The following is a 25,085-nucleotide window of genomic DNA, read 5'->3' on the forward strand; positions in this document are numbered from 1 at the left end:
CCGGTGCGTACCCGTTTGCGTACCGTACCCGACTACCGGTCGAGTCGTTAAAAGCCGCCGGCGGTGCGGGGGAAGGGCAGAACGTCGCGGATGTTGGGGATACCGGTCAAGTACATGATCAGGCGCTCGAAGCCCAGACCGTAACCGGCATGCTTGGCGCTGCCGAACCGGCGCAGATCCATGTACCAGGTGTAATCGGTGCAGTCCATGCCCAGCTCATCCATGCGGGCCTTCAGCAGATCGTAGCGCTCCTCACGCTGGCTGCCGCCGATCAGCTCGCCCACACCGGGCACCAGCATATCCGCCGCAGCAACGGTCTTGCCGTCCTCGTTCTGGCGCATGTAGAAGCTCTTGATCTCCTTGGGATAATCGGTCACGAACACGGGCTTCTTGAAAATCTGCTCGGTGAGGTAGCGCTCGTGCTCGGTCTGCAGATCCACACCCCATTCCACCTTGTACTGGAACTGGTCGTTGTGCTGCTTCAGCAGCTCCACGGCGTCGGTGTAGCTGACGCGGGCAAACTCGGCGTTCACCAGAGCGTTCAGCCGCTCCAGCAGACCCTTGTCAAAGAACTGGTTGAAGAAGGCCATCTCGTCCGGGCACTGCTCCAGCACATAGCCGATCACATACTTCACCATGGCTTCGGCGTTGTCCATGTAATCGGTCAGATCCGCAAAGGCCATCTCGGGCTCGATCATCCAGAACTCGGCGGCGTGGCGGGGGGTGTTGGAATTCTCGGCGCGGAAGGTGGGGCCGAAGGTGTAGATCTTACCGAAGGCCAGCGCCATAGCCTCGCCCTCCAGCTGACCGGACACGGTCAGGTTGGTGCTGCGGCCGAAGAAATCCTGGCTGAAATCCACCTTGCCGTCCTCGGTGCGGGGCAGGTTGTTCAGGTCCAGAGTGGTCACGCGGAACATCTCGCCGGCGCCCTCACAGTCGGAACCGGTGATCAGCGGGGTGTGCACATACACAAAGCCGTTCTCCTGGAAGAACTTGTGGATGGCATAAGCCGCGGTGCTGCGCACACGGAACGCCGCCGCAAAGGTGTTGGTGCGGGGACGCAGATGGGGCATGGTGCGCAGAAATTCCACGCTGTGGCGCTTTTTCTGCAGGGGATAATCGGAGGGGCATACGTCCAGCAGCTCCACGCTGTCGGCGTTGATCTCCAGAGGCTGCTTGGCGCCGGGGGTCAGTACCACACGACCCACAACCTGCATGCTGGTGCCCACGCCGGCCTTGGCCACGTCCTTGTAGTTTTCCAGCTTGGCAGCCTCGAACACGATCTGCAGGTTCTTGAAGCAGGTGCCGTCGCTCAGCTCAATGAAGCCGATGTTCTTGGAATCCCGCACGGTCTTGGCCCAGCCGCACACGGTCACAACGGTACCGTCCGCCGGGGGGGCGCTGAACAGCGCCTTGATGTCGATGCGTTTCATGTTTTCTCTCCTTTGAAAATGAAAAAATCCGGCAGCGATCCCGTCCTTTTCTTAGGACGAATCGCTGCCGGATCCGCGGTGCCACCTAACTTGCCGCCTGATCGCGGCCACTTTTCACGCTCAAAGCCAAGCGCTGCGGCTTAACGCGCCGCCCACGGCTCACCCTACTGACCATTTGCCCGGCCAGAATCCGGCGGGCAGGCGTTGGGGCTGCAGCTCCAAAGGGTTCGTTCGGCGGGTCTTGTGCGCGCGGCTTGCACCATCCCGCGCTCGCTGGGGCAAAGGCTCCCGCTTACTTTTCTTTTTCTCAGCCATTGTACTTGGTATTTTACCCCCGCCGGGCGGGTTTGTCAACGGCCAACCGCACCTATTGCCCACTGAGCAGGGCCGCCAGCGCCTGCCCCACCAGCCGGCCGGAATATTTGGCCTGCTCCAGCGTGTTGCCGTGGCTGCCGATCTCGATGAGCAGGCTGCCGGTGGTCAGGTCCTGATTGTAATACCGGTAATCAAACAGCACCGGGCGCGTCAGGCCCGGATACCGGCTTTCCATGGCGTTTTCCCAGGCAGCAGCAAAGGCCAGATTCTGCCGGAAATTGGGCAGGTTGCCGCCGTTGTCCGCGCCGCAGATGATCATCACCTGGGCGGCGGTCTGGCCGTCGATCTCAGCCACCGCGCTCACCCGCTGGCCGCTGGCCGGCTCGATGGCGTCCCGGTGAACGTCCAGCACCACCTTGATGCTGGGATACTGCTCCAGATACGCCCGCACCGTCTCGTTGCTGCGCTCGTAGCTGCCGTTGTAGCTGGGATAATCGTGGAGGGTGGTGTCGTGCAAAGTCACGATGCCCGCCGCGTTCAGCTGGGCGGCAATCTCCTCGCCCACCGCCGCCATGTTCACCGAAAGATCGGTGCTGCGGCAGGTAAAGGATAGGTCGTACCAGTCCTTCTCCTCCAGCTCGTAGGTCTCGGTGGCATGGGTGTGCATAATGAGCACCTGCGGCTCGCTGCTGCCCGGCTCAATGGAAAAGGGAAGCCCGGCAGATGCCGCCTGGGCCACCTGCGAGGCGGAAAGGCTGGTGCAGTTTTTGATGGTACCCGCCCCGCAGGGGACATACAGCTCCCCTTCGCCCTGCTCGTAATGCTCGTTCACGATCTGGCCGGCATTTGCCGGCCGGGGCTGGGGCTGCACCGTGGGTTCCGGGGCCGGTTCTTCGCTGACGGCAGGCTGCGGCTCGGAGGCAGCGGCCTGTTCCGCCACCTGGCTCTGGGCCGCCGGGGCCGGCGTTGGCTGCGGGGTTGGCATCGGCTGAGCCGCTGCCGGTTGGGCGGATGGTTCCCCCTGCGCCAGCTGCCGCACCGCCTGCAATGCCGCCGCCGGGTCGGCCAGCGCCGCGCCCGCCACCGTCAGGCTTGCGGTGACGCTGGGCGGGCCCAGCTGCCGGGCGGCGTTCCAGGCCAGCAGACTCACGCCTGCCGCCAGAGCGCCCGCGCCCACCCGGCGCAGCCAGCTTGATCGGCCCATTCCGACGCCCCCTTTCCTTTTTGAGTCCTGCTCAAAGGATATGCACCCGGGCGGCAGGGTTATGCCTTAATTGGCCAGATAACACAGCTCTGCGATGCTCAGTGAGGGCTGCAGCGCCTTGTTGATGGCTGCGCTGAGCAGCTCGGAGCCGCTGCGAATCACTCCATCCAGCTGACGGCAGGTGAGAATCAGCCCTTTGGCCCCTTCCACGCATTCGTCCGCTTCCATCAGGGTGGGCACGCCCACCGCCAGCACCGGAACCCCCAGCATGGCCCGGGTGATACAGCGGCCGGAATCCGGCCGGGCGGGGGAGAGGCCGGTATCGCTGATCTGAATGGTTCGGCCCAGCCGGGCCGGGTCGGAGGTGCACAGGCTGTCCACACAGACAATCGCGGCAGGCTTCAGGGTGCGCACCAGCCCGGCCAGCAGCTGGGCCAGCGGGATACCGGTGGCTCCGGACGCGCCGGGGCTCACGCAGACCACCTCCCGCAGGCCCAGACCGTCGGCCCGGGAATCTGCTGCAAGGCCCCGGGTCACCAGAACCCCCGCTGCAGTTCGGGGGCCCAGCGCGTCCACCGTGACCCGCCGGTTGCCCACGCCCACCACCAGCACCAGCCCCACCGCGGGCAGCATGGCCCGCAGCTCTGCCGCTGCGGCGCTGATCAGCCGTTCGTCCCGCCGATCCAGCGCGGCCAGACTGGGGGTCTCCAGCGTGGAATACCGCCCCGCCGGGCGGGCCAGCCCCTGCCGGGTGATCTGCACCCGGGTAAGCCGGATGGGCCCGCTGCTGGCGGTGCGCACCTGCACGCCGGGGGGCACCGTGCCCCTGCCCGGACGGAACAGCTCGTCGGCCATATCGGTGTATATGTTCATGCTCAGTCCTCCTTTTTTGCTGCCGCGGACGGAAAATTTTGCCCGCGGAGGGTCTTTTCTCAGTGTTGGCCACCGGATTTCAAAAAATTCTCCGAAAAAGTATGAAAAAAGGCTTGCAACACCCGCTCAAATGTGATATTATAAGTTGCACTGTTATGGGTGACAAGGAGGTGGTACGAATGCCTAACATTAAATCGCAGAAGGATCGTGTCGTTCAGTCCAAGAAGGAAGCCCTTCACAACAAGGCGATTAAGTCCAACCTGAAAACAGTCGTGAAGAAGGCAGACGCTGCCATCGCTGCGAACGCAGCTGATAAGGAAGCCGTCGTTGTTGCTGCTATCTCCGCTATTGATAAGGCTAAGAGCAAGGGTGTACTGCACAAGAACACCGCTTCCCGCAAGATCAGCCGTATGGCGAAGCGCGCTAACAAGGCGAATGCTTGATTTTCGACAAAACAGAAGGGCCGGCTCAATTTGAGCGGGCCTTTTGTTTTTGCTTTTTTGCAAGCAAATACGCCCGCAGGGAAACTTCCCTGCGGGCGTATTCTATTTTATGGGCTCAGGTGAAGGTTACTTTTCAGAAGTGCTCCTGTCCGCCTGTTCCTGCGCCAGCGCGCGGCGAATCCCAATCACTGCGGCCAGAATCAAAAGGATCAGAAGAACCAGCAGCAGCCACCAGGGCCAGCCCTTTTCCTGCTTTTCCTGTTCCTGGACGGGTACAGGGGTCGGGGTCTGCGTCGGTTCCGCCGTGGGAATTGCCGCAGGCGATGGAGAGGGCAAATCCGTGGCAGAGGAGGTGGCGGTAGGCGCTGTGCTGCCCGGACGAAGGGTTCCTCCCGAAGCCGGGCCGGAAGGTGGCTGAGTCGGTGGCAGCGGCACCGGTATGCCGGTGGGTTTGGAGGTCGCTTCTGCTTTTTCCTCCGTTACAGGTTCTGGGGTGGCGGTAGGCTCCGGCGTTGCCGTAGGCTTCGGCGTGGCCGTGGGCTTCGGGGTTCCCGTAGGCTCCGGCGTTGCCGTGGGCTCCGGGGTTCCCGTAGGCTTCGGTGTTGCCGTGGGCTCCGGCGCTGCCGTGGGCTCCGGGGTTCCCGTAGGCTTCGGCGTTGCTGTGGGCTCCGGCGTTGCTGTAGGCTCCGGGGTTGCCGTGGGCTTCGGGGTTCCCGTAGGCTCCGGGGTTGCCGTGGGCTCCGGGGTTCCCGTAGGCTCCGGCGTTGCTGTAGGTTCCGGGGTTCCCGTGGGCTCCGGCGTTGCTGTAGGCTCCGGCGTGGCCGTGGGCTCCGGGGTTGCTGTGGGCTTCGGCGTTGCTGTGGGCTCCGGCGTTGCTGTGGGCTCCGGCGTTGCTGTGGGCTCCGGGGTTCCCGTTGGCTCCGGCGTTGCCGTGGGCAGGGGAGCCCCGGTCCAGTCAAATTGCAGATGCGCGGTCAGTGCAGCGCCTTCATCGGTGTACACATAGTCCACTGTGCCGTTGGCTGCAATTTCATACAATTCCCCTTTTTCCATCTGTGCACCGGTCAGGCCGCTGATCTCTTCCAGCTGCAGGGGAATTCCCAGATCGGTCAGGGTATAGTGATCCGAACCGGCCGGCAGATGAATCGCCACCGGCCGCTGATCGCTCAGGTCTGCCGTTGGCGCCGCCGTGCCCATCTCGATGCCCAGCAGCCGGTTCTCCCGGGCCAGAAGATCAATCACCTGCGGATTACCGCTCAGATCCAGAAACGTGAACTCGTTGTGGTCCAGCCCCACCGTCTGCAGATTGGGCAGCCCGCTCATGTCGATCTCTGTCATGGGGGTATACCCCACCCACAGGTAGATCATGGATTCATTGTTCCCCAGCTCCAGCCGGGTCAGCGGCCCGCCCAGATAGGTAAAATACTCCAGTTTCCTGTTCGCTGTCAGATCCAGCTCCTGGATGGGATTGTCGCCACAGGCAAGATCGCTCAGCTCCGGATTGCCGCTCACATCCAGCGCGGTCAGCTGATTTGCGTGGCAATGCAGTATCTGAAGCGACGCCGCCGCGGAAACATCCAGCGCGGTCAGCTGATTGTCGTTGCAGAATAATGTCTGCAACCGGGGTGCCAGCGCCAGGTCCAGCTCAGTCAGCGCATTGTTGTTGCAGTTCAGATATTCCAGGTTGGGGAACTGTTCCAGCCCCTGCAGGGAAGCAATGCCCCGATTGCGCACATCCATCCGCACCACCTGCGCCCGCTCTTCGGCAGACAGACTGCCGTTCGCGTCGAGATCCAGCGTTTTCACATAGCCAAGGAATGCGGCGTCGGGAAATGTTGCCACATCCAGCGGCAGTTCCCCTGTAACTGTGGTATAGGCGGAAAGAGCAGACTGCACCGGTGAATCCTGGTTTGCCGCACCCGCAGGCACGGTCAACACAAGCGCCAGAACCATTGCTGCTGCCGATCGAAAAAGTTTAATCCGGGAAAATTGTTTCATAGTCGCCTCATTTCAAATCGAAATGGAAATTTCTTACATCTTCTATCCTACGCTCCTTTGCGTTTAAAATCGGTTGTCTGCCCAACCGATGGCAGAAAAAGGGCCCCTGCCCGGCAATTGCCGGGCAGGGGCCCTTTTTCGTTCTTTGGGTTATGCCAGAACCTGAGAGGTGCGGCTCAGCTCCTGAGCGATGTTCAGCACATGGTCGCCCACGCGCTCAAAGTCGGTGAGAATCTCGGAATAGAGGATGCAGCCCTCGTCGCTGCACTCACCGTTTTTCATCCGGCGCATGTGGTTTTCCCGGAAGCGGCCGGTCATATCGTCAATGGTCTGTTCCAGCTGAGCGGCGTTGTCCAGCCGGGACTCGCCGTGCAGATAGCGCAGCGCCTTGGCACAGACCGCGCGCATCTCCATCAGCTCCTTGAGTGCCTCGTCGGACAGCTGGATATTCTCCTTTTCCAGCCGCTGGCCATAGCCCAGAATGTTCATGGCATGGTCGCTGATGCGCTCGATGTTGCCCGCAATGCGGAAGCCGGAGGCCACTGCCGCCGAATCCTCGGCGTTGGTTTCGCGCACCATGGCCTTGGCCACATAGTGGCTGATCTCCTTGTTGAGCAGGTCCACCAGCTCTTCGGTGTGAATGGCCTTTTCGGTCTTTTCGTCCGGGCCGCTGATCACGGCCTGGAAGGCGGCATCCACGTTTTCGCTGGCCAGATCCAGCATACGGCCCAGCTCCTGCTGCAGCTTGCCCAGCCATACAGCGGAGGAACCAAGCGTAGTCTTGTCCAGATAGGCAAGGCCCATCATCTCGCGCTTCTCCTCCTCGGTCTTTTCCGGAGGCTCAGGCAGGATGTGCTCGGCCAGTGCGGCCATCTGAGTACCCAGAGGCAGCAGCAGAAGGGTGGTTACGATATTGAACAGGGTGTGCATGTTGGCGATCTGGCTGGGGATATTCTCCGGCGAGAGCGACGCCACCAGCGCAGGCAGCGGGAACAGCACACACACGATGGTGAAAATAATGGTACCGATGATGTTGAACATCAGGTGGATCAGGGTAGTGCGCTTGGCGTTCCGGCTGGTGCCGATGCTGGCCAGCACCGCAGTGATACAGGTACCAATGTTCTGACCGAACAGCACAAACACCGCGCTGGAGAAGCTGATTGCGCCGCTGGCGGCCAGCGCCTGCAGAATACCCACGCTGGCGGAAGAGGACTGGATCAGCGCGGTGAAGAGCGTACCGGCCAGAATGCCCAGAAGCGGGTTTTCGAAACGGGTCATCAGGGAAACGAATGCCGGCTCATCCGCCAGAGGCTTCATGGCGGCGCTCATCATATCCATACCGATGAACAGCACGCCCAGACCGGCCACGATGCTGCCGTAGTTATGCAGCTTGGGGTTTTTGAAGAACACCACCAGCGCCACGCCGGCAAAGGCCATAAGCGGAGCCAGCGCGCCCACATCCAGGGCGATCAGCTGACCGGTAATGGTGGTACCGATGTTGGCGCCCATGATGATCCACACCGCCTGGCGCAGGCTCATCAGGCCACTGTTTACAAAGCCGACCACCATAACAGTGGTGGCACTGGACGACTGGATCACCGCAGTGATACCGGCGCCCACTGCAACGCCCAGGAAACGATTTGCGGTGAGCTTTTCCAGGATGCTCTTCATCCGGTTTCCGGCCGCAGCCTCCAGGCCGCCGCTCATCATGTGCATGCCGTAAAGGAAGAGCGCAAGGCCTCCCAGAAGGCTCAGAACATTTGCAAGCTGCATGATTTCTCCTCCTGCTTTGGGGCGGGCGTCCCGCCGTTACCCCCTCTGCTGTTTCTCGATTTTTTTACTTAGATTTTATGGTGCCATAATATAAATACCGTAAATGAAAAGCCCCGGTCAACAGACCGGGGCAAAACTTTACATAGATTTTTCATTCCAGTGCAAAAAAGCGGGTTTTCTTTGCACAATTGTCAGTTCTGGTCTTTTGGATGCCCCAGCGCAGCGGCCGCAACCCCGCAGATCAGGCTGGCGGTCACCCCGGCGCCGGCAGCGGCAAACCCGCCGGCCAGAATGCCCAGAAGTCCCATCCGGTCCACCGCATCGATCACCCCCTGAGCCAGCAGATGGCCGAAGCCGGTGAGCGGTACGGTGGCCCCGGCTCCCGCCAGCTCTACCAGTGGACCGTAAAGCCCCAGGGCGGAAAGCACCACACCGCTCACCACATAGAGCACCAGAATCCGGGCAGGGGTCAGGCTGGTCAGATCAATCAGCACCTGACCGATCACACACAGCACGCCCCCCACCAGAAACGCCCACAAATAGCCCATCATATCGTTTCCTCCCGTTGTGAAGTCAATTCCACCAGATGGGCCACGCCGGGAATGCTCTCGCCCTGCAAAAAGGTGATCTGGCTCATCAGCGCCCCGGTGGACAGAAACAGCACACGTTTCATTTCGCCCTTTTGCAGTGCAGGCAGCACACTGGCGCACAGCACGCCGGCCGAGCACCCCGCGCCGCTGCCTCCGGCCTGCACATCCTGATGCTCCACATCATATAAGGTAAGTCCGCAGTCCCGGTGGTTTTTCAGGTCCACATCCTCCTTTTCCAGCAGCTCCTTCAACAGGCGGGTGCCCACGATACCCAGATCACCGGTGTACACCGCGTCGAACCGGGCTGGGGTATTGCCGGTATCCTCGCAGTAACGCAGGATGGTCTCGGCGGCGGCGGGCGCCATGGCCGCCCCCATATTATTGATGTCGCAGATTTCGTAATCCCGCACCCGCCCGAAGGTCACCGCCCGCACAAAGGGTCCGTTCCCTTCCGGTTCCACCAGGCAGCAGCCCGCGGCCGTGGCGGTCCACTGGGCAGTGGGGGTGCGCTTGCCCCCGTAGGTAAGAGGGGTGCGGAACTGCCGCTCCGCCGCGCAGAAATGGCTGCTGGCCATGGCCGCCGCCCGGTTTACACAGCCGCCCGCCGCAAGGCAGGCCGCCAGCCCCACCGCCTCGGCCATGGTGCTGCATGCGCCATACAGCCCGGCAAGGGGCGCATCCAGCTCCCGCATGGTGTAGCCGGTGGCGGTGCACTGGTTCTGCAGATCACCCCCCAGCACCAGATCCAGCATTCCGGGCGTGCAGCGGCCCTTTTTCAGCGCCAGATCCAGGCAATAGCGCTGCAGCCGGCTCTCGGCCTTTTCCCAGGTGAGCTCTCCCAGGGTGTTCTCCTCAAACAGCAGATCAAATTTTGCAGCCAGCGGGCCCTCGCTTTCCCGCTTGCCGCCCACCGCTGCAAAGGCCGACACTGAGGGCGGGTTGCGAAAACAGATGGTATCGCCGGTACGCACGGCGTTCGTCATAATTCTCATTCCTTCCCCTTGCTCTTCTTATATAAACGGCCGCAGCAGGTGATAAACAAGCCCCCACACCGCGCTGGCAGCCAGCCCGTAAACCACCACCGGCCCGGCAATCACAAACATCTTGGCGCCCACGCCGAGCACAAACCCTTCCGACCGGTACTCAATGGCGCTGCTCACCACCGAATTTGCAAAGCCGGTAATGGGCACCAGCGTGCCCGCGCCGGCCCTTGCGGCCAGCTTCTGATACCAGCCCAGCGAGGTGAGCACCGCACTGATGAGAATCAAGGTTACGCTGGTCATGGCCGAGGCGTCGCTGAGCACAAATCCCTTCGCAAGATAGGCCCGGCGCAACACCTCACCCACCAGGCAGATGCCTCCACCCACAAAAAACGACCACAGGCAGTCCTTTCCCAGTTTGGAATGGGGGCTGGCCCGCCGGTTCATTTCGTCGTATTCCCGGGGCGTAATTTTCATGGCAGATTTCTCCTTTTCTGGTGGTCTTTCCGGTAGTATTTCCTTCGCCGGGTTCAGCTATGCGGGAAAACGGGCAAAAATGGCCGGGAGCTATTGTCAGCGCCCGTCGCCTGGTGTAGAATAGGAACGACAATAACAAAGGGGGACCACCTTGTGAAAAAACTGATCAGCCCACTGGATCTTTCCACTACCGAAATCGACCAGCTGCTCGCTCTGGCCGACCGTATCATCGATGATCCTGCTGCCTATGCCCACAAATGTGACGGCAAAATCCTCGCCACCCTGTTTTTTGAACCCAGCACCCGTACCCGCCTGAGCTTCGAATCCGCCATGCTCCGGTTAGGGGGTAAGGTGTTGGGTTTTTCTTCGGCCAATGCCTCCAGCGCGGCCAAGGGTGAAACGGTTGCCGACACCGCACGCATGGTGCAGTGCTATGCGGACATCATTGCCATGCGCCACCCCCGCGAGGGCGCCGCTACCGCCGCAGCCGCCAAGATTGAATGCCCGCTGATCAATGCGGGCGACGGCGGCCATCAGCACCCCACCCAGACCCTCACCGACCTGCTCACCATCCATCGGCTGAAGGGCCGGCTGAACAATCTGACCATCGGCCTGTGCGGCGATCTGAAATTCGGCCGCACGGTGCACAGCCTGATCCGTGCCATGATGCGCTACGAGGGCATCCGGTTCGTTCTGGTCAGCCCCAGGGAACTGATGATCCCCGACTATGTGCGGGAAGAGATGATCGCCGCCGGATATCCCTTCCGTGAAGTGGAGAATCTGGAAGACGCCATCGGTGAAATGGACATTCTTTACATGACCCGCGTACAGGGCGAACGCTTTGCCGATCAGGAGGAATACCTGCGCCTGCGGGATCGCTACATTCTGGACGCCGCCAAGATGAAGCTGGCAAAGCCCGATATGATCGTGATGCATCCGCTGCCCCGCGTAAACGAGATTGCCACCGAGGTGGACGACGACCCCCGTGCAGCTTACTTCAAGCAGGCCAACTTCGGCCGCTTTGTGCGCATGGCGCTGATTCTGACCATGCTGGAAAGCAAAACCGATAACCGGGTCATCCCGGAAAACACCGAAGTGCTGGGCAACTGCCAGAACCCCCACTGCATCACGCAGATGGAGGATTCGCTGCCCCGGCTGTACACCCGCAACGAAAAGGGTGTGTGCCGCTGCGTGTACTGTGAGCACGAGTATCAGGGCTGACGCGCCTTCGCGCCTGCCCGGCGTTGGCCGGGCAGGCGTATTTTTTTACCGGCTGTTCACGAACCGGCCATAAAAAATGCTATAATATAGAATACTATTAAGAAACCGAGGTTTTGAGCTATGCAGTGGACCGACATCCGCATCACCGTACCCAAGGCTCAGGCGGACACCGCCGAGGCCATCGCCACCGGCATCTCCGGCGGCGGCATCTACATCGAGGATTATTCCGACCTGGAGACCCAGGTGGAGCAGATCGCCCATGTGGACCTGATCGAGCAGGATCTGCTGGATAAGGATCGCACCAAAGTGATCGTGCATCTGTATCTGGCTCCGGACGAAAACCCCGCCGAGGTGGTGGAGCTGGTGCGCAGCCGCCTGGCCGCCGCCGAGGTGGACTACACCCTGGCCGCCGAAGGCGTGGAGCAGGACGACTGGGAAAACGGCTGGAAGGCCTATTACCATGCCCTGACCATCGGCAACCGCCTGGCCATCGTGCCCAGCTGGGAGGAGTTCGACACCGACCGGGTCGTCATCAAACTGGATCCGGGCATGGCCTTCGGCACCGGCACCCATGAGACCACTGCTCTGTGCCTGGAGGTTCTGGACAGTCTGGTGAAGGGCGGCGAGCGGATGCTGGACATCGGCACCGGCAGCGGCATTCTGGCCATTGCCGCCCTGAAGCTGGGCGCGGCCAGCGCCGAGGGCGTGGACATCGACCCCATGTGCGTGCGCACCGCCGGTGAGAACGCCTCCCTGAACGGGGTGGACGACAAGCTGAAGGTGCTGATCGGCGATCTGTCCGACAAGGCCACCGGCACCTACAACATCATCACCGCCAACATCGTGGCAAACGCCATTCTGAGCCTTGCGCCCCATGTGCCCGCCCTGATGGCTCCCGGCGCCACCTTCATCGCCAGCGGCGTCATCGATACCCGCCGGGACGAGGTGGTGGAGGGCCTGCGCGCCGCCGGCCTGAACGTGGTGGAGGTGCGCGAGCAGAACGGATGGGTTGCCATCCTGTGCAAAAACGGGGGAGAAGCGTAAGATGCCGCACCGCTATTTTACCAGCGAGATCTCCGGCGACACCGCCCTCCTCACCGGCGCGGACGCCCATCATCTGGGCAAGGTGATGCGGGCCAGAATCGGCGAGCAGGTGATCCTGTGCGACGGGTCAGGCTTTGACTATGACGGTGTAATCACCGCCATCGAGCCGGATCAGGTGCAGTTTTCCGTTGCGAACAAACGGCCCTGCACCGCCGAGCCAAAGGCAAAGGTGACCGTATTTGCGGGCTACCCCAAGCAGGATAAGCTGGAGCTGATTCTGCAAAAATCGGTGGAGCTGGGCGCCGAGCGCATTGTACCCTTCTTCAGCCGGTTCTGCGTGGTCACCCCCAAAAAGGAGGACCAGAAAAACCAGCGCTATGCCCGCATTGCCGCCGAGGCCGCCAAGCAGTGCGGCCGGGGTATTTTACCCGAAGTGGAGCTGCCGCTGAACATCAGCCAGCTGCCCGGGCGCTTTTCGGAATTCGACGCGATCCTTTTCTTCTACGAAAAGGGCGGGCGGCCCCTGCGTCAGTGTGTCCCCGCCGAAGGCGGCCGCATCGCCCTGATCACCGGGGCGGAAGGCGGCTTCTCGGAGGAGGAAGCCCAGGCGCTCATCGCTGCGGGCGCCACCCCCGTGGGCCTTGGACCCCGCATTCTGCGCTGTGAAACCGCGCCCATTGCCGCACTGGCTGCGGTGATGACTCTGACCGGCGATCTGGAATAATCCGTACCCTTTGCGAAAGGAGACCAGTGCCTTATGAATCACCCCTCTGTATCCCCCCGCGCCCGCCGCTGGGCCGCTGCCGCGGCTCTGTTGCTGGTCTGTGTGGCGGGCGGTGCGGCTGTGCTTGCGTTCCGCCAGGAGCTGTGGGCCATCCTCACCAGCCAGGCCGCCCGGGACCAGTTCATCGGCTGGGTGCAGAGCAAGGGAATCTGGGGCATTCTGGTCTTTCTTGCCCTGCAGATTCTGCAGGTGGTGGTGGCCGTTCTGCCCGGCGAGCCGGTGGAGCTGATGGCCGGCGCTCTGTTCGGTCCGGTGGGCGGTTTGCTCATCTGCCTTGCGGGCATTCTGCTGGGCAGCATGTTCATTTATGCCGCCATGAAGCTGCTTGGGGCAAAGGCCGTTCCCGCCCAGGCCTTTCACAAATATCGCTTTCTGCAGGATGAGCAGCGGGCGCGGCGGGCGCTGTATCTGCTGTTTTTCCTGCCCGGCACCCCCAAGGATATGCTCACCTATATCGGCCCGTTTCTGCCGGTGAAACCGGGGGAATTCTTCTTCATCTGCACGCTGGCCCGCATTCCCAGCGTGGTCACCAGCACCATTGCCGGCAGCAGCCTGGCGGACGGCGGCCTGCTGGTGCCCATCGTGATCTTTGTGGTCATGGGCGCTCTTGGGCTGGCCTGCCTGTATGGTGAACAGCGCATTCTGGACCGGCTGCATCATCGCCGGGAATCCTGACGTCAATTGCATCCACGCCCTTCCCGGGGCATCCTCCCGGGAAGGGCGTGTTTTGTGTTCGGTCTGGAAATTTCCGTTTCTGTATGCTACAATTTTTTTAACAGTGACGGATTGCCTCTGCATCGTTTGGCGGGGCAAGTCACCAGCGGGCAGATACCCGCAAACAGGAAATGGAGTGGTTTTTCATGGCAGAATATGTGTTGTTCACCGATTCCACCACCGATCTGCCGGTGGAACTGGTGCAGGAGATGCAGGTGGAAGTGATGCCCCTGGTCTTTACGCTGGGCGGCAAAAATTACCGCAATTATCCGGATAACCGGGAGCTTTCCCCCAAAGAATTCTACGACCGGCTGCGGGCCGGCGAGGTGAGCACCACAAGCCAGATTAACCAGGCAGATTTTCTGGATACCTTTACCCCCGTTCTGGAGCAGGGGAAAGACATTTTGTATCTGGCCTTTTCCAGCGGGCTTTCCGGCACCTTCAACTCGGCCCGGCTGGCCGCTGAGGATCTGCGGGAACAGTTCCCGGAACGCACCATCGAGGTGATCGACACCCTGCAGGCCAGCATGGGCGAGGGCCTGGCGGTGTATTATGCCGCCTGCCTGAAGAACGAAGGCAAGAGCCTGCGGGAAGTGGCGGACTGGTTTGTGGAAAACCGCCAGTCCATCTGCGCCTGGTTCACGGTGGATGATCTGATGTTCCTGAAGCGGGGCGGCCGTGTGAGCGGCGCTGCCGCAGTGGCAGGCACTCTGCTGGGCATCAAGCCGGTGCTTCATGTGGACGAGGAAGGCAAGCTGATCCCCATGGAAAAGGTGCGCGGCCGCCGCGCCAGCCTGGACGCGCTGGTGAAGCACTTCGCCGCCAGCACCTACGACCGCAGCGAGCAGGTGGTCTTTGTGAGCCACGGCGACTGCCTCGAGGACTGCCAGTATGTGGCCGACAAGATCGCCGCGCTGGGCGTCAAGCGGGTGTGCATCTCCACCATTGGCCCGGTGATCGGCGCCCATTCCGGCCCCGGCACCGTTGCTCTGTTCTTCCGGGCAGAGAAACGGTAAGCTCATTTCTCATCAAATAAGCAGGCGGGCGGGATCTTTCGATCCCGCCCGCCTGTTTTCTCTTTACCGGATGGCCGCGCCCATGGCCCGGGCCTGTTCCAGCGCCGGATGGCCGGCCATCTCGCCCGGCCCCTGCACACCGCCCGCAAACACGGTGCCCGCCAGCTCCAGATTTTCATAACAGTCGATCCAGCCCTGAATGCCGCTCTCCGCCCGCTTGGGAACAAAGTCCTCGGTCTCGGCGGCAGCGCTCAGCAGATACACCTGACGGAAGGCATTTTCCCGGCCGTACAGCGGCTCGGTGCGGTCCAGAAAGGTTTTCAGCTGACCGCACAGCTCATAATAATAGATGGGCGTGGCAAACGCCACCACCTGCGCGGCGCGCAGCTTTTCCAGCAGCGGGGCCACATCGTCCCGAATCACGCAGCTGCCGGTTTTCTGGCAGGCGGTGCAGCCCCGGCAGAACTGAATCTCCCTGCCCCGCAGGCTGACCAGCTCCACCTCATGGCCCGCCTCCCGCGCGCCTTCCGCAAACTGCTCCGCCAGTGCATGGGAATTGCTGCCCGGCCGCAGGCTGGCGCTGATCACCAACACTTTCTTATTCATGACGACCTCCTTATCTGTATAAGACACGCCTCATTATACATTTTGTTAATCTTATAAAAAAGGCCCGGCAACGCCGGGCCTTTGGCTTACAGGGTGCGCAGTGCGTCCTGCAAAGCGGTTTTCTGGGTGGTTTTTTCGTCCTTCTGCTTGATGACCCGGGCGGGAACACCGGCCACCACCGCGCCCGCGGGTACGTCCTCGATGACCACGCTGCCGGCGGCGATAACCGCGCCTTCGCCCACATGCACGCCCTCGATGACCACCGCATTGGCGCCCACCAGAACGTCGTCCTCCAGAATGACGGGCTTTGCGCTGGCGGGCTCGATCACACCGGCCAGCACCGCGCCAGCGCCCACATGGCAATGCTTGCCCACGGTGGCACGGCCGCCCAGCACAGCGCCCATGTCGATCATGGTGCCGTCACCGATGACCGCGCCGATGTTGATGATGGCGCCCATCATGATCACCGCCGCGTCGCCGATCTCCACCTGCTCGCGGATGATGGCGCCCGGCTCGATGCGGGCGTTGATGCCCTTCATGTCCAGCAGGGGAATGGCCGAGTTGCGGCAGTCGTTCTCCACCACCATATCCTCGATCTTATCGGCATTGGCCTCCAGAATGGGGCCAAGCTCCTTCCAGTCGCCAAACACGATCTTGGCGCCGGTGCCGAACACCTTTGCGGAACCGTAATCCAGAGGCTCCTTTTCCTGAATGGTGATCTTCACCGGGGTCTTTTTCTCTGCGTTTGCGATGTACTGAATGATCTGTTCTGCGTTCACGTTTCTTTTCCCACCTTATTGCTTTGTTTTGGCCGTTCTATTATGCCATATCCGCGACCATTTTTCAAACCCCGGTCTTACACCAGACCGGCAGCCTTCAGCGCGGCGGTCAGCTTGGCCCTGGCAGCCTCGCCCATGGGGCCCAGAGGCTGGCGGTAGCCGCCCACTTCCATGCCCATCTGGTTCATGGCCTCCTTCACGGGGATGGGGTTAACCTCCAGGAACAGGCCGTTGATCACGTCCAGCAGACCCAGCTGGGCTTCCAGCGCCTTCTGGCGGTCGCCGTTCAGATAATCCATGACCATATCGTGGGTCTGGCGGGGCAGAATGTTGGCCAGCACCGAAATCACGCCGCTGCCACCCAGAGACAGAATGGGCAGAACCATGTCGTCGTTGCCGGAATACAGGGCAAAGTCCTCGTTCACATAACGGGCGATCTTTGCGGTATAGCTCAGGTTGCCGGAAGCCTCCTTGATGCCCATGATGTTCGGATGTACCGACAGCCGGCGCACCACATCCTCGGAGATACCGCAGCCGGTACGGCCGGGCACGTTGTACAGGATGCAGGGGATATGCACCGCGTCTGCCACCGTCTTGAAGTGGTTGTACATACCCTCTTCGTTGGTCTTGTTGTAATAGGGGGTGATGAGCAGCAGGTCGTCCGCCCCCAGCTTTTCAAAGCTCAGGCTCTTTTCCAGCATGGTCTGGGTGCAGTTGGAACCGCTGCCGGCAATCACCGGTACCCGGCCGGCCACCCGCTTGACCACGAATTCGCAGACCGCGTCGTCCTCCTCGTGGCTCATGGCCGAGCTCTCGCCGGTGGTGCCCAGAATCAGCAGACCATCGGTGCCGTTTTCCAGGTGGAAATCCACCAGCTGGGCCAGTTTTTCAAAATTAACGCTTCCATCCTCGTGGAAGGGGGTGATCAGGGCCACGATGGAGCCCTTCAGATTCTTTGCGGTCATAACGGCTGCTCCTCTCTTTGTTTCAGATTGTCAGGCAACAAAAAACGCGCCGGAAGGGCGCTGCGGCCTTACCGGCGCGTGGAAAAAACACCACCGCTTACGGGTAAGATAGCGCCCCCGCGGTCCTTCCGCGGACAGTGCCGCGGGTCTTTCCCGGGGCCCCATCGGCGCCGCCGTGCCCGGCTGTGCCGATTCGGCGGGCTTGCCCCGCCCCACGCTCTGTGCCTGCCGGCTCCTGTGGGGTTCATCGCGCCCGCGCCTCTATCCATATATCTGCATCATAGCACTCTATTGCAGTGAAGTCAACGGATTTTTCCTTCTTTTCCCGCATCCCGGCGCGCTTGTGCATCCGCGTCGGCTGGCTTATAATAGGAGCAAAACGCAACCACAAAGAGGGGGAGAGAATTTTATGACACAGCAGCTGCTGACCCAATACCGGCGGGATCTGCACAGGATCCCGGAAACCGACTTCGACCTGCCCGAGACCCTGGCCTATGTGCGCCGGGTGCTGGAGCAGTATCCCTGCACCCTGTTTTCGCCCTGCAAAAGCACCCTGTGCGCCTATTTCGATGCGGGCAAACCGCATACCGCCGCTTTCCGGGCAGATATGGACGCACTGCCCATTGCCGAGCGCAGCAGCTGCGACTATGTCTCCCGTCATGAAGGAAAGATGCACGCCTGCGGCCACGACGGCCACATGGCCATGGTTCTGGCGCTGGCAGGCCGGGTGAGCCAGATGCTGGACAAGCTGCCCCGGAATGTGCTGCTGGTGTTCCAGCCCGCCGAGGAGACCACCGGCGGCGCAAAGCTGGTGTGCGAAAGCGGGGTATTCGAGAAATACCGCTGCGACCGGATTTTCGGCTGGCACCTGTGGCCGGATCTGCCCGCCGGCACCATTGCCAGCCGCCCCGGCCCGCTGCTGGCCCGCTCCAGCGAGGTAACCGTGACGGTAACCGGCAAGAGCAGCCATGTGGCCAAGCCCCACGAGGGCAGGGACGCCCTGTTTGCCGCCTCGGCGTTTTTGTACGAAAGCTACCGGCTGATCGAGCTGCTGGGTCGGCCGGAGGAACCCCGCCTTCTGAAGTTCGGCAAGCTGACCAGCGGTCAGGCCCGCAACGCCATCAGCGATTCCAGCCTGCTGCTGGGCACCCTGCGGGTCTATTCCGACGAGATGTTCACTGCCACCGAAGCCATGCTGCGGGATCTGGCCGGCGCCATCGAGCGTAAAACCGGCTGCCGGTTCGAAATCGCCTTTTCTGCCGGGTATCCGCCGGTGCGCAATGACCCGACTCTCTTTGAAACCGCCCGCGCCGCACTGCCGCAGCTTCAGGTTCTGGAAAACCCACTGATGATTTCGGAGGATTTTTCCTTCTATCAGCAGCGGCTGCCCGGCCTGTTCCTGCTGCTGGGCACCGGCACCGGCATCCCCCTGCACGCCGACACCTTCGACTTCGACGAGAGCGTTCTGGCCGCCGGCCTTGCGGCAGATGAACTGCTTCTGTTCCTGAACTGAGGACACTTCTTTTTCGCATTTCCCACAAAACCGCTTGTTTTTCTTAATGCAAGCGGTTTTGTGGGATTTTTTGTTTTTCTACCAAGGACAAATCTCTGACAAATCGCTGCATTTCACACTTTATTCACTTTCTTTCCTGTGCATTGTCACAAAATGCTTTCTCACTGTTTGACCTTATCACTTTGACGCGGTATAATGCTAAACAACGACAGAAAGGTCAGGGCCCGGCAGCGGATTCCCGCCAGGCCAGCTGATCTTTTTTCGTTTCAAGGGGTTTGCGAAGATCCAATCCAAAAAGAGAGGAGCACACACACATGAAACTTTGGAAACGCATGGGCGCCGCCGCTCTGGCCGGCGCGCTGGCGCTGAGCATGGTCGCCTGCGGCGGCGGCAACGCAGCCACCAGCGGCACTTCCACCGCGGCGTCCTCTTCCGGCGCCGCAGCTGCCACCGGCAGCAACGTGCTGAACGTAATGACCGAGGTCGAGGTTGCCTCGCTGGATCCCCAGCTGGCCACCGACGGCACCAGCTTCGAGGTAATTGCCGACTTTACCGACGGCCTGATGCAGATGGATGCGGACGGTCAGCCCGTTCCCGCCATTGCCGAAAGCTACGAGGTGAGCGAGGACGGCTGCACTTACACCTTCCATCTTCGGGAGGATGCCAACTGGTCCAACGGTGATCCCGTGACCGCCAACGACTTCGTATTCGCCTGGCAGCGTGCGGCTGATCCTGCCACCGCCTCCGAATACAGCTACATGATGAGCGACATCGGCCAGATCAAGAACGCCGCCGAGATCATCGCCGGCGAGATGGACAAGAGCGAGCTGGGTGTCACCGCAGTGGACGATAAGACCCTGCAGGTGGAGCTGACCGTTCCCGTTCCCTACTTCCTGAATCTGATGTATTTCCCCACCTTCTACCCGGTCAACCAGGCCTTCTATGAAGGTCTGGCCGAAGGGACCTTCGGCACCAGCCCGGACACCGTGCTGAGCAACGGCGCCTTCATTCTGGACAGCTACGAGCCCGCGGCTCTGTCCTTCAGCCTGGTGAAGAACCCCGACTACTATGATGCCGACAAGGTCTCTCTGGACGGCCTGAACTATCAGGTCATCAAGGACAGCCAGCAGGCCTTCATGAGCTACCAGAACGGCGATCTGGACATCGTCAAGCTGAGCGGTGACCAGGTGGATCAGGTTCAGGGCGATCCTGAACTGAGTGTTCACGGCGCCGGCTACCTGTGGTACCTGACCCTGAACATGGACGGCGTGCCCGCTCTGGCCAACCAGAACCTGCGTCTGGCTCTGACCCACGCCATCGACCGTACCTCCATTGTTGAGGACGTTGTGAAGGATGGCTCTCTGGCCACCTACACCGCTGTTCCCCCGCAGTTCGCCACCGGCCCGGACGGCAGCGACTTCTCGGAAGATCAGACCATGTTCCAGGATGTATGCAGCGACGATCCCGCCAAGGCTGCCGAGTACTTCGAGGCCGCCAAGGAGGAGCTGGGCCAGGATACCTTCACCTTCCAGCTGCTGGTGGAGGACACCACCGAGTCCCAGAACGTGGCCGCCGTTATCAAGGAGCAGGTGGAGACCAACCTGCCCGGCGTGACCATGGAAATCAAGGTTGAGCCCAAGAAGCAGCGCGTCGAGGACATTCAGGAAGGCAACTACGAAGTCTGCCTGACCCGCTGGGGCCCCGACTACGCCGATCCCATGACCTACCTGAACATGTGGATCACCGATAACAACAACAACTACGGCAAGTGGAGCAACGCCGAGTACGACGCCATCATTGCCGACTGCACCACCGGCCAGTATGTGAGCGACGCTTCCGCCCGCTGGCAGGCCCTGTACGACGCCGAAAAGATCATCATGGACGAGGCCGTTATCGTGCCCGTTTACACCAAGGCCGACGCCTGCATGATCAAGTCCAATGTGACCGGCGTGGACTTCCACCCCGTTGCTCTGAACCGGGTGTTCAAGAGCGCCACCAAGGGCTGATTGCCCTTTGAACCACCCGCCTTTTGCGCAGGCGGGACAATTCCGATAACCCCCTGAATTTTATGCCGCACAGCTTCCCTTGGCTTTGCAAGGCAAGGGAAGCTTGTGCGGTTTTTCTATTCGGCAGTGCGCATTGCGGCGCCTGCCTCTTCAGGGCTTCTGTATCAAAAGACTGTATCAAAAGAGGGAGATCGCTTGTGAAAAGTTATATTCTGAAACGAGTGCTCATCTCGGTATTCACCCTGCTGGCCATTACACTGGTGCTGTTCTGCCTGCTGCAGCTCATGCCCGGTTCCCCCTTCAACGACGAGAAGCTCACCGATGACCAGCGCATCGTCCTGAACGAAAAATATGGTCTGGATCAGCCGGTGCTGGTTCAGTTCGGGCGGTATGTGGCCAATCTGGTGCAGGGTGATTTCGGCGTGAGCTACAACATCAGCAAAAATACCCCCATCAGCCAGCTCATCCAGACCCGGCTTCCCATCAGCATTCAGGTGGGCGGCATGGCCGTTGCACTGGGCGCGGTGCTGGGGCTGATTCTGGGCGTGATCGCGGCGCTGAACCACAACACCTGGCTGGACAGCCTGTGCACCGCCATTTCGGTGCTGGGTGTTTCGGTACCCAGCTATGTGTTTGCACTTGCATTAAGCTACACGCTGGGCTTCCGGCTGAAATGGCTGCCCATGCTGTATTCCGCCAACACGCCCTTTCTCTCCAGCGTGATGCCCAGCATTGCGCTGAGCATGTTCACCATGGCCTCCATTGCCCGTTTCACCCGCAACGAGATGATGGAGGTGCTGGGCAGCGAGTACATGCTGCTGGCGGAAAGCAAGGGCATCAACGGGGCGCCGCTGATTCTGCGGCATGCACTGCGCAATGCACTGATTCCCATCATCACCGTGCTGGCTCCTCTGATCGTGGATCTGATGACCGGCAGCCTGGTGGTGGAAAAAATCTTCTCCATTCCCGGCGTGGGCAGTCTGCTGGTCACGGCCATTCAGTCCAACGACTACAACGTGGTCATTGCTCTGAGCTTTATTTACAGCGCCATGTACATCGGCATCATGCTGGTGGTGGACCTGCTTTATGGCGTGATCGATCCCCGCATCCGGGTAACCGGCGATGGCGGTCACATGGGCTTCTTTGCCCGCTGGCGGCTGGTCTTGTTCGGTAAAAAGAAGGGGGCGAAGGCATGAACCAGATTCAAACCATTCCCGCCGGCTCCCGGGTCGAAATCGCTGACCTGCGGCCGGATGACTTTACCCTGCGGGGAAGCCACGAAGATCAGCTGGACACCAACTTCGCCAGCCAGGGCTACTGGCACGATGTGCTGCACCGCTTTGTTTCCAACAAGGGCGCTGTAATTGCCCTGATTCTCATTCTCATCATTGTGGTCATGGCAGTGATCGGCCCCAGCCTGAGCGGCCGAAGCTATTCCAGCCAGACACTGAGCGAAAAGAACTTTGCACCCCGTATCCCGGTAATTGAAAATCTGGGTATTTTCAACGGCGACGAGGTACTTACCACCACCACCGGCAGCCGGGTGGTGAACGAATACGAGGAAAAGGGCCTGACCGATACCTACTACTGGTTCGGCAGCGACACTCTGGGCCGCGACATCTTTACCCGTGTATGGGAAGGCACCCGGGTCAGCCTGGGCATCGCCATCGTGTCCGCGGTAATCAACATGACCATCGGCATGTGCTACGGCCTGATCAGCGGCTATTTCGGCGGCTGGGTGGACACCATCATGCAGCGGTTCGTGGAGATCAACAACGGCATTCCCCGTCTGGTGATCGTGACACTGCTGCTTCTGGTGGTCAAGCCCGGCTTCACCACCATCGTTATCGCGCTGGTCATCACCGAGTGGATCAACATGAGCCGTATCGCCCGTGCTGAGATGCTGAAACTGAAGGAACAGGAATTTGTTCTGGCCAGCCGTACGCTGGGCGCCGGCAGCTTTCTGATCATCTTCAAGGAAGTGCTGCCCAACATCATCGGCCAGATCATCACTCAGCTGATGTTCAGCATTCCCACCGCGATTTTTACCGAGGCCTTTTTGAGCTTCGTGGGTCTGGGCATTCCCGTTCCCCAGTGCAGCCTGGGCAGCCTGATCAGCGAGACCTTCAACAGCTTCACCACCCACCCCTATCAGATCGTTCCTCCCATCGTGGTGATGTCGCTGCTGATGCTCTGCTTCAACATGCTGGCCGACGGCCTGCGGGAAGCCTTTGACCCCAAACTGAAGGAAATGTGAGGTGACAGACCATGGAAAACAATGCCAAAGAAACCGTATTGTCCATTCGGGATCTGTCCATCACCTTTAAAACCGGCGCAGGTCCGGTGAACGCCATCCGCGGCGTGAACATCGACCTGCCCCGTGGCACCACCCTTGCGGTGGTGGGCGAGAGCGGCAGCGGCAAATCCGTCACCTTCAAGGCGGCCATGGGCATTCTGGCCTCCAACAGCGTGGTGAACAGCGGCAGCATCGTGTACAACTACCGCCACAACGACGGCACCCCCGCCACCGTGGACATTCTGACCATGAAAACCCGTGACATCCGCCGCCACATCAACGGCAAGCGGATCGCCATGATCTTTCAGGATCCCATGACCAGTCTGGATCCCACCATGCCCATCGGCAAGCAGATCATGGAAGGCATGATCTGGCACTACAAGACCCCCAAGCAGCAAGCCTGGGAAAAAGCCGTTCGGCTGCTCACCGAGGTGGGCATCGAAGAGCCGGAAAAACGGATGCGTCAGTATCCCCATCAGCTCAGCGGCGGCATGCGGCAGCGCGTGGTCATTGCCATCGCGCTGGCCTGTGATCCGGATGTGCTGATCTGTGACGAGCCCACCACCGCGCTGGACGTGACCATTCAGGCCAAGATTCTGGAACTGATCAAGCGCATTCAGGCCGAGCGCGGCATCAGCGTCATCTACATCACCCACGACCTGGGCGTTGTGGCCAAGGTAGCGGATTTTGTAAACGTGATGTACGCGGGCCGTATTGTGGAGGCAGGCACCATCGACGAAATTTTCTACGATCCCCGCCATCCCTACACCTGGGGCCTGCTCAGCGCCATGCCGGATCTGGATACCGAGGACGACCGGCTTTACACCATTCCCGGCTCGCCTCCGAACCTGCTGCATCCGGTGCCCGGCGACGCCTTTGCGCCCCGGAACGCCTATGCGCTGAACATCGACGAACGGCTGGATCCCCCCATGTTCCAGATCAGCGAGACCCACTACGCAGCCACCTGGCTGCTGGATGAGCGGGCTCCCAAGGTGGAGATGCCGCCGGAGCTGAAGGCCCGCATTGAACGCATGAAGAAGGAGGGAATCTGACAATGGAAGAAAGAACACCCCTTCTGGAAGTCAAGGGTCTGAAGCAGTATTTCAAGGGCAGCCACCAGTTCACCGTGAAGGCGGTGGACGGTGTGGACTTCGTGATCTACCCGGGCGAAACCTACGGTCTGGTGGGCGAGAGCGGCAGCGGCAAGAGCACCATCGGCCGCAGCGTGATCCGCCTGTACAAGCCCACCGCCGGGCAGATTCTGTTCAACGGGATGGATATTTCCGGCGATCTGAACGCCCAGCAGAACCAGCAGCTGCGCACCCAGATGCAGATGATCTTTCAGGATCCCATGGCCTGCCTGAACCCCCGCAAAAAGGTGGGGGAGATCATTGCCCAGGGTCTGGACATTCATCATCTGTATTCCAGCCGCGCCGAGCGGCAGGAGAAGGTGGCGGCGATTCTGAAAAAGGTGGGTCTGGCCCCCGAGCATGCGGATCGTTATCCCCACCAGTTCTCCGGCGGCCAGCGTCAGCGCGTGGGCATTGCCCGTGCTCTGATCATGGATCCCAAGCTGATCATTGCCGACGAGTGCATCAGTGCGCTGGATGTTTCCATTCAGGCGCAGGTGGTCAACCTGATGAAGGATCTTCAGGAGGAGACCGGCACCGCCTATCTGTTCATCGCCCATGACCTTTCCATGGTGAAATACATTTCCGACCGGATCGGCGTGCTGCATCTGGGCCATCTGGTGGAGACCGGCACCACCGAGGAGATCTTCTCCAATCCGGTGCACCCCTACACCCAGAGCCTGCTCAGCGCCATTCCTCAGCCGGACCCCCGCACCGAGCGGGGTCGGGTGGCCAAGAGCTACGACTACCGCACTGCCGGCGTGGATTATCTGGCGGGAAAACAGCAGCATCTGGGCGGTACTCACTATGTGCTGGCCACCGACGAGGAGCTGGCCCGCTGGACCGCCCGCGCCTGATTTTCATTCTTTTGCGATCCTCTCTTTTGATACAAACGAAGGAACGGCCGACCCCATGCAAGGGGCCG

Annotated in this window: 23 protein-coding genes and 1 riboswitch; of the genes, 12 read left to right on the forward strand and 11 right to left on the reverse strand. The window is 60.9% G+C overall.

The genetic code is table 11. The features are described 5' to 3' along the window. Nucleotides 1-47 precede the first annotated feature (47 nt). The 3 genes from asnS to gpr all read right to left on the reverse strand — a co-directional run bounded on the left by asnS (nucleotide 48) and on the right by gpr (nucleotide 3,825). On the reverse strand, nucleotides 48-1,433 hold the full coding sequence (gene asnS / locus ACESYO_RS02665; RefSeq protein WP_058963367.1) for an asparagine--tRNA ligase: 1,386 nt from the start codon (nucleotides 1,431-1,433) through the stop codon (nucleotides 48-50). 367 nt (nucleotides 1,434-1,800) lie between these two features. Further along, on the reverse strand, nucleotides 1,801-2,952 hold the full coding sequence (spoIIP, locus tag ACESYO_RS02670) for a stage II sporulation protein P (protein WP_373209349.1): 1,152 nt from the start codon (nucleotides 2,950-2,952) through the stop codon (nucleotides 1,801-1,803). A gap of 66 nt (nucleotides 2,953-3,018) precedes the next feature. Next, nucleotides 3,019-3,825, reverse strand: coding sequence for a GPR endopeptidase (gpr, locus tag ACESYO_RS02675; RefSeq protein ID WP_373209348.1), 807 nt, complete (start codon nucleotides 3,823-3,825; stop codon nucleotides 3,019-3,021). Between the two features lie 179 nt (nucleotides 3,826-4,004). Here gpr and rpsT point away from each other — a divergent pair, with 179 nt between their 5' ends. Further along, nucleotides 4,005-4,268: a 30S ribosomal protein S20 gene (rpsT, locus tag ACESYO_RS02680; RefSeq protein ID WP_058963370.1), complete on the forward strand. Its 264-nt coding sequence runs from the start codon at nucleotides 4,005-4,007 to the stop codon at nucleotides 4,266-4,268. A gap of 126 nt (nucleotides 4,269-4,394) precedes the next feature. On the opposite strand, the gene ACESYO_RS02685 is transcribed toward rpsT, so the two are convergent. The 5 genes from ACESYO_RS02685 to spoVAC form a co-directional block, all read right to left on the reverse strand. Continuing rightward, the gene (locus ACESYO_RS02685; protein ID WP_373211186.1) at nucleotides 4,395-6,266 is read right to left on the reverse strand and encodes a leucine-rich repeat domain-containing protein; all 1,872 of its coding nucleotides are present in this window, start codon (nucleotides 6,264-6,266) and stop codon (nucleotides 4,395-4,397) included. 150 nt (nucleotides 6,267-6,416) lie between these two features. After that, on the reverse strand, nucleotides 6,417-8,039 hold the full coding sequence (locus ACESYO_RS02690) for a Na/Pi cotransporter family protein (protein ID WP_058963372.1): 1,623 nt from the start codon (nucleotides 8,037-8,039) through the stop codon (nucleotides 6,417-6,419). A gap of 191 nt (nucleotides 8,040-8,230) precedes the next feature. Then, nucleotides 8,231-8,587 (reverse strand): stage V sporulation protein AE, encoded by a 357-nt coding sequence (gene spoVAE / locus ACESYO_RS02695; protein ID WP_058963373.1) that lies wholly within the window; start codon nucleotides 8,585-8,587, stop codon nucleotides 8,231-8,233. Beyond that, nucleotides 8,587-9,612 carry a stage V sporulation protein AD gene (locus ACESYO_RS02700; protein WP_058963374.1) on the reverse strand — a complete coding sequence of 342 codons (1,026 nt, stop codon included), beginning with the start codon at nucleotides 9,610-9,612 and terminating at the stop codon, nucleotides 8,587-8,589. The genes spoVAE and ACESYO_RS02700 overlap by 1 nt, the downstream gene beginning before the upstream one ends. 27 nt (nucleotides 9,613-9,639) lie before the next feature. Next, nucleotides 9,640-10,086, reverse strand: coding sequence for a stage V sporulation protein AC (gene spoVAC, locus ACESYO_RS02705; protein ID WP_373209345.1), 447 nt, complete (start codon nucleotides 10,084-10,086; stop codon nucleotides 9,640-9,642). A gap of 153 nt (nucleotides 10,087-10,239) precedes the next feature. Between spoVAC and pyrB the strand changes: the two genes are divergently transcribed. The 5 genes from pyrB (at nucleotide 10,240) to ACESYO_RS02730 (ending at nucleotide 14,865) form a co-directional block, all read left to right on the forward strand. Beyond that, on the forward strand, nucleotides 10,240-11,307 hold the full coding sequence (gene pyrB, locus ACESYO_RS02710; RefSeq protein WP_082669522.1) for an aspartate carbamoyltransferase: 1,068 nt from the start codon (nucleotides 10,240-10,242) through the stop codon (nucleotides 11,305-11,307). Between the two features lie 120 nt (nucleotides 11,308-11,427). After that, complete coding sequence (gene prmA / locus ACESYO_RS02715) at nucleotides 11,428-12,351, forward strand: 50S ribosomal protein L11 methyltransferase (protein ID WP_346671806.1); 924 nt, start codon at nucleotides 11,428-11,430, stop codon at nucleotides 12,349-12,351. 1 nt (nucleotide 12,352) lies between these two features. Then, nucleotides 12,353-13,075, forward strand: coding sequence for an RsmE family RNA methyltransferase (locus ACESYO_RS02720; RefSeq protein WP_058963377.1), 723 nt, complete (start codon nucleotides 12,353-12,355; stop codon nucleotides 13,073-13,075). Between the two features lie 33 nt (nucleotides 13,076-13,108). After that, nucleotides 13,109-13,810, forward strand: coding sequence for a TVP38/TMEM64 family protein (locus tag ACESYO_RS02725; RefSeq protein WP_058963378.1), 702 nt, complete (start codon nucleotides 13,109-13,111; stop codon nucleotides 13,808-13,810). 185 nt (nucleotides 13,811-13,995) lie between these two features. Next, nucleotides 13,996-14,865 (forward strand): DegV family protein, encoded by an 870-nt coding sequence (locus tag ACESYO_RS02730; protein ID WP_058963379.1) that lies wholly within the window; start codon nucleotides 13,996-13,998, stop codon nucleotides 14,863-14,865. A 63-nt stretch (nucleotides 14,866-14,928) separates the two neighbouring features. Here the strand turns inward: ACESYO_RS02730 and ACESYO_RS02735 are convergent, their stop codons facing one another. The 3 genes from ACESYO_RS02735 to dapA all read right to left on the reverse strand — a co-directional run bounded on the left by ACESYO_RS02735 (nucleotide 14,929) and on the right by dapA (nucleotide 17,215). Beyond that, nucleotides 14,929-15,471, reverse strand: coding sequence for a flavodoxin family protein (locus tag ACESYO_RS02735; RefSeq protein ID WP_373209344.1), 543 nt, complete (start codon nucleotides 15,469-15,471; stop codon nucleotides 14,929-14,931). Between the two features lie 86 nt (nucleotides 15,472-15,557). After that, nucleotides 15,558-16,250 carry a 2,3,4,5-tetrahydropyridine-2,6-dicarboxylate N-acetyltransferase gene (gene dapD / locus ACESYO_RS02740; protein ID WP_058963381.1) on the reverse strand — a complete coding sequence of 231 codons (693 nt, stop codon included), beginning with the start codon at nucleotides 16,248-16,250 and terminating at the stop codon, nucleotides 15,558-15,560. Nucleotides 16,251-16,327: 77 nt separating this feature from the next. Next, complete coding sequence (gene dapA / locus ACESYO_RS02745; RefSeq protein ID WP_373209343.1) at nucleotides 16,328-17,215, reverse strand: 4-hydroxy-tetrahydrodipicolinate synthase; 888 nt, start codon at nucleotides 17,213-17,215, stop codon at nucleotides 16,328-16,330. 101 nt (nucleotides 17,216-17,316) lie between these two features. Beyond that, a riboswitch (Lysine riboswitch) is annotated at nucleotides 17,317-17,487 on the reverse strand. A 137-nt stretch (nucleotides 17,488-17,624) separates the two neighbouring features. On the opposite strand from dapA, the gene ACESYO_RS02750 reads away from it, so the two are divergent. From ACESYO_RS02750 to ACESYO_RS02775, 6 genes are all read left to right on the forward strand, one after another. Further along, nucleotides 17,625-18,728, forward strand: a complete 1,104-nt coding sequence (locus tag ACESYO_RS02750) for an amidohydrolase (protein ID WP_058963383.1) — start codon at nucleotides 17,625-17,627, stop codon at nucleotides 18,726-18,728. A gap of 314 nt (nucleotides 18,729-19,042) precedes the next feature. Further along, nucleotides 19,043-20,734, forward strand: coding sequence for a peptide ABC transporter substrate-binding protein (locus ACESYO_RS02755; protein WP_283128667.1), 1,692 nt, complete (start codon nucleotides 19,043-19,045; stop codon nucleotides 20,732-20,734). Nucleotides 20,735-20,931: 197 nt separating this feature from the next. Continuing rightward, entirely contained in the window at nucleotides 20,932-21,930 is a 999-nt protein-coding gene (locus ACESYO_RS02760; RefSeq protein WP_132587361.1) for an ABC transporter permease, read from the forward strand. After that, complete coding sequence (locus ACESYO_RS02765) at nucleotides 21,927-22,991, forward strand: ABC transporter permease (protein WP_058963385.1); 1,065 nt, start codon at nucleotides 21,927-21,929, stop codon at nucleotides 22,989-22,991. The genes ACESYO_RS02760 and ACESYO_RS02765 overlap by 4 nt, the downstream gene beginning before the upstream one ends. Nucleotides 22,992-23,002: 11 nt before the next feature. Further along, nucleotides 23,003-24,082 (forward strand): ABC transporter ATP-binding protein, encoded by a 1,080-nt coding sequence (locus tag ACESYO_RS02770; protein ID WP_346672723.1) that lies wholly within the window; start codon nucleotides 23,003-23,005, stop codon nucleotides 24,080-24,082. 2 nt (nucleotides 24,083-24,084) lie between these two features. Then, nucleotides 24,085-25,017, forward strand: a complete 933-nt coding sequence (locus ACESYO_RS02775; RefSeq protein WP_058963387.1) for an ABC transporter ATP-binding protein — start codon at nucleotides 24,085-24,087, stop codon at nucleotides 25,015-25,017. Nucleotides 25,018-25,085: the final 68 nt, after the last annotated feature.

Origin of the sequence: Allofournierella massiliensis (assembly GCF_964241245.1) — a bacterium.
GTDB lineage: Bacteria > Bacillota > Clostridia > Oscillospirales > Ruminococcaceae > Allofournierella > Allofournierella massiliensis.

Coding starts and splice junctions, on each gene's coding strand:
- dapA (WP_373209343.1), bottom strand. CDS start 17,215: ATGACCGCAAAGAATCTGAAGGGCTCCATCGTGGCCCTGATCACCCCC.
- ACESYO_RS02755 (WP_283128667.1), top strand. CDS start 19,043: ATGAAACTTTGGAAACGCATGGGCGCCGCCGCTCTGGCCGGCGCGCTG.
- spoIIP (WP_373209349.1), bottom strand. CDS start 2,952: ATGGGCCGATCAAGCTGGCTGCGCCGGGTGGGCGCGGGCGCTCTGGCG.
- ACESYO_RS02765 (WP_058963385.1), top strand. CDS start 21,927: ATGAACCAGATTCAAACCATTCCCGCCGGCTCCCGGGTCGAAATCGCT.
- asnS (WP_058963367.1), bottom strand. CDS start 1,433: ATGAAACGCATCGACATCAAGGCGCTGTTCAGCGCCCCCCCGGCGGAC.
- ACESYO_RS02750 (WP_058963383.1), top strand. CDS start 17,625: ATGACACAGCAGCTGCTGACCCAATACCGGCGGGATCTGCACAGGATC.
- ACESYO_RS02735 (WP_373209344.1), bottom strand. CDS start 15,471: ATGAATAAGAAAGTGTTGGTGATCAGCGCCAGCCTGCGGCCGGGCAGC.
- ACESYO_RS02775 (WP_058963387.1), top strand. CDS start 24,085: ATGGAAGAAAGAACACCCCTTCTGGAAGTCAAGGGTCTGAAGCAGTAT.
- ACESYO_RS02690 (WP_058963372.1), bottom strand. CDS start 8,039: ATGCAGCTTGCAAATGTTCTGAGCCTTCTGGGAGGCCTTGCGCTCTTC.
- spoVAC (WP_373209345.1), bottom strand. CDS start 10,086: ATGAAAATTACGCCCCGGGAATACGACGAAATGAACCGGCGGGCCAGC.
- ACESYO_RS02730 (WP_058963379.1), top strand. CDS start 13,996: ATGGCAGAATATGTGTTGTTCACCGATTCCACCACCGATCTGCCGGTG.
- spoVAE (WP_058963373.1), bottom strand. CDS start 8,587: ATGGGCTATTTGTGGGCGTTTCTGGTGGGGGGCGTGCTGTGTGTGATC.
- rpsT (WP_058963370.1), top strand. CDS start 4,005: ATGCCTAACATTAAATCGCAGAAGGATCGTGTCGTTCAGTCCAAGAAG.
- ACESYO_RS02700 (WP_058963374.1), bottom strand. CDS start 9,612: ATGACGAACGCCGTGCGTACCGGCGATACCATCTGTTTTCGCAACCCG.
- prmA (WP_346671806.1), top strand. CDS start 11,428: ATGCAGTGGACCGACATCCGCATCACCGTACCCAAGGCTCAGGCGGAC.
- ACESYO_RS02720 (WP_058963377.1), top strand. CDS start 12,353: ATGCCGCACCGCTATTTTACCAGCGAGATCTCCGGCGACACCGCCCTC.
- ACESYO_RS02685 (WP_373211186.1), bottom strand. CDS start 6,266: ATGAAACAATTTTCCCGGATTAAACTTTTTCGATCGGCAGCAGCAATG.
- ACESYO_RS02770 (WP_346672723.1), top strand. CDS start 23,003: ATGGAAAACAATGCCAAAGAAACCGTATTGTCCATTCGGGATCTGTCC.
- gpr (WP_373209348.1), bottom strand. CDS start 3,825: ATGAACATATACACCGATATGGCCGACGAGCTGTTCCGTCCGGGCAGG.
- ACESYO_RS02725 (WP_058963378.1), top strand. CDS start 13,109: ATGAATCACCCCTCTGTATCCCCCCGCGCCCGCCGCTGGGCCGCTGCC.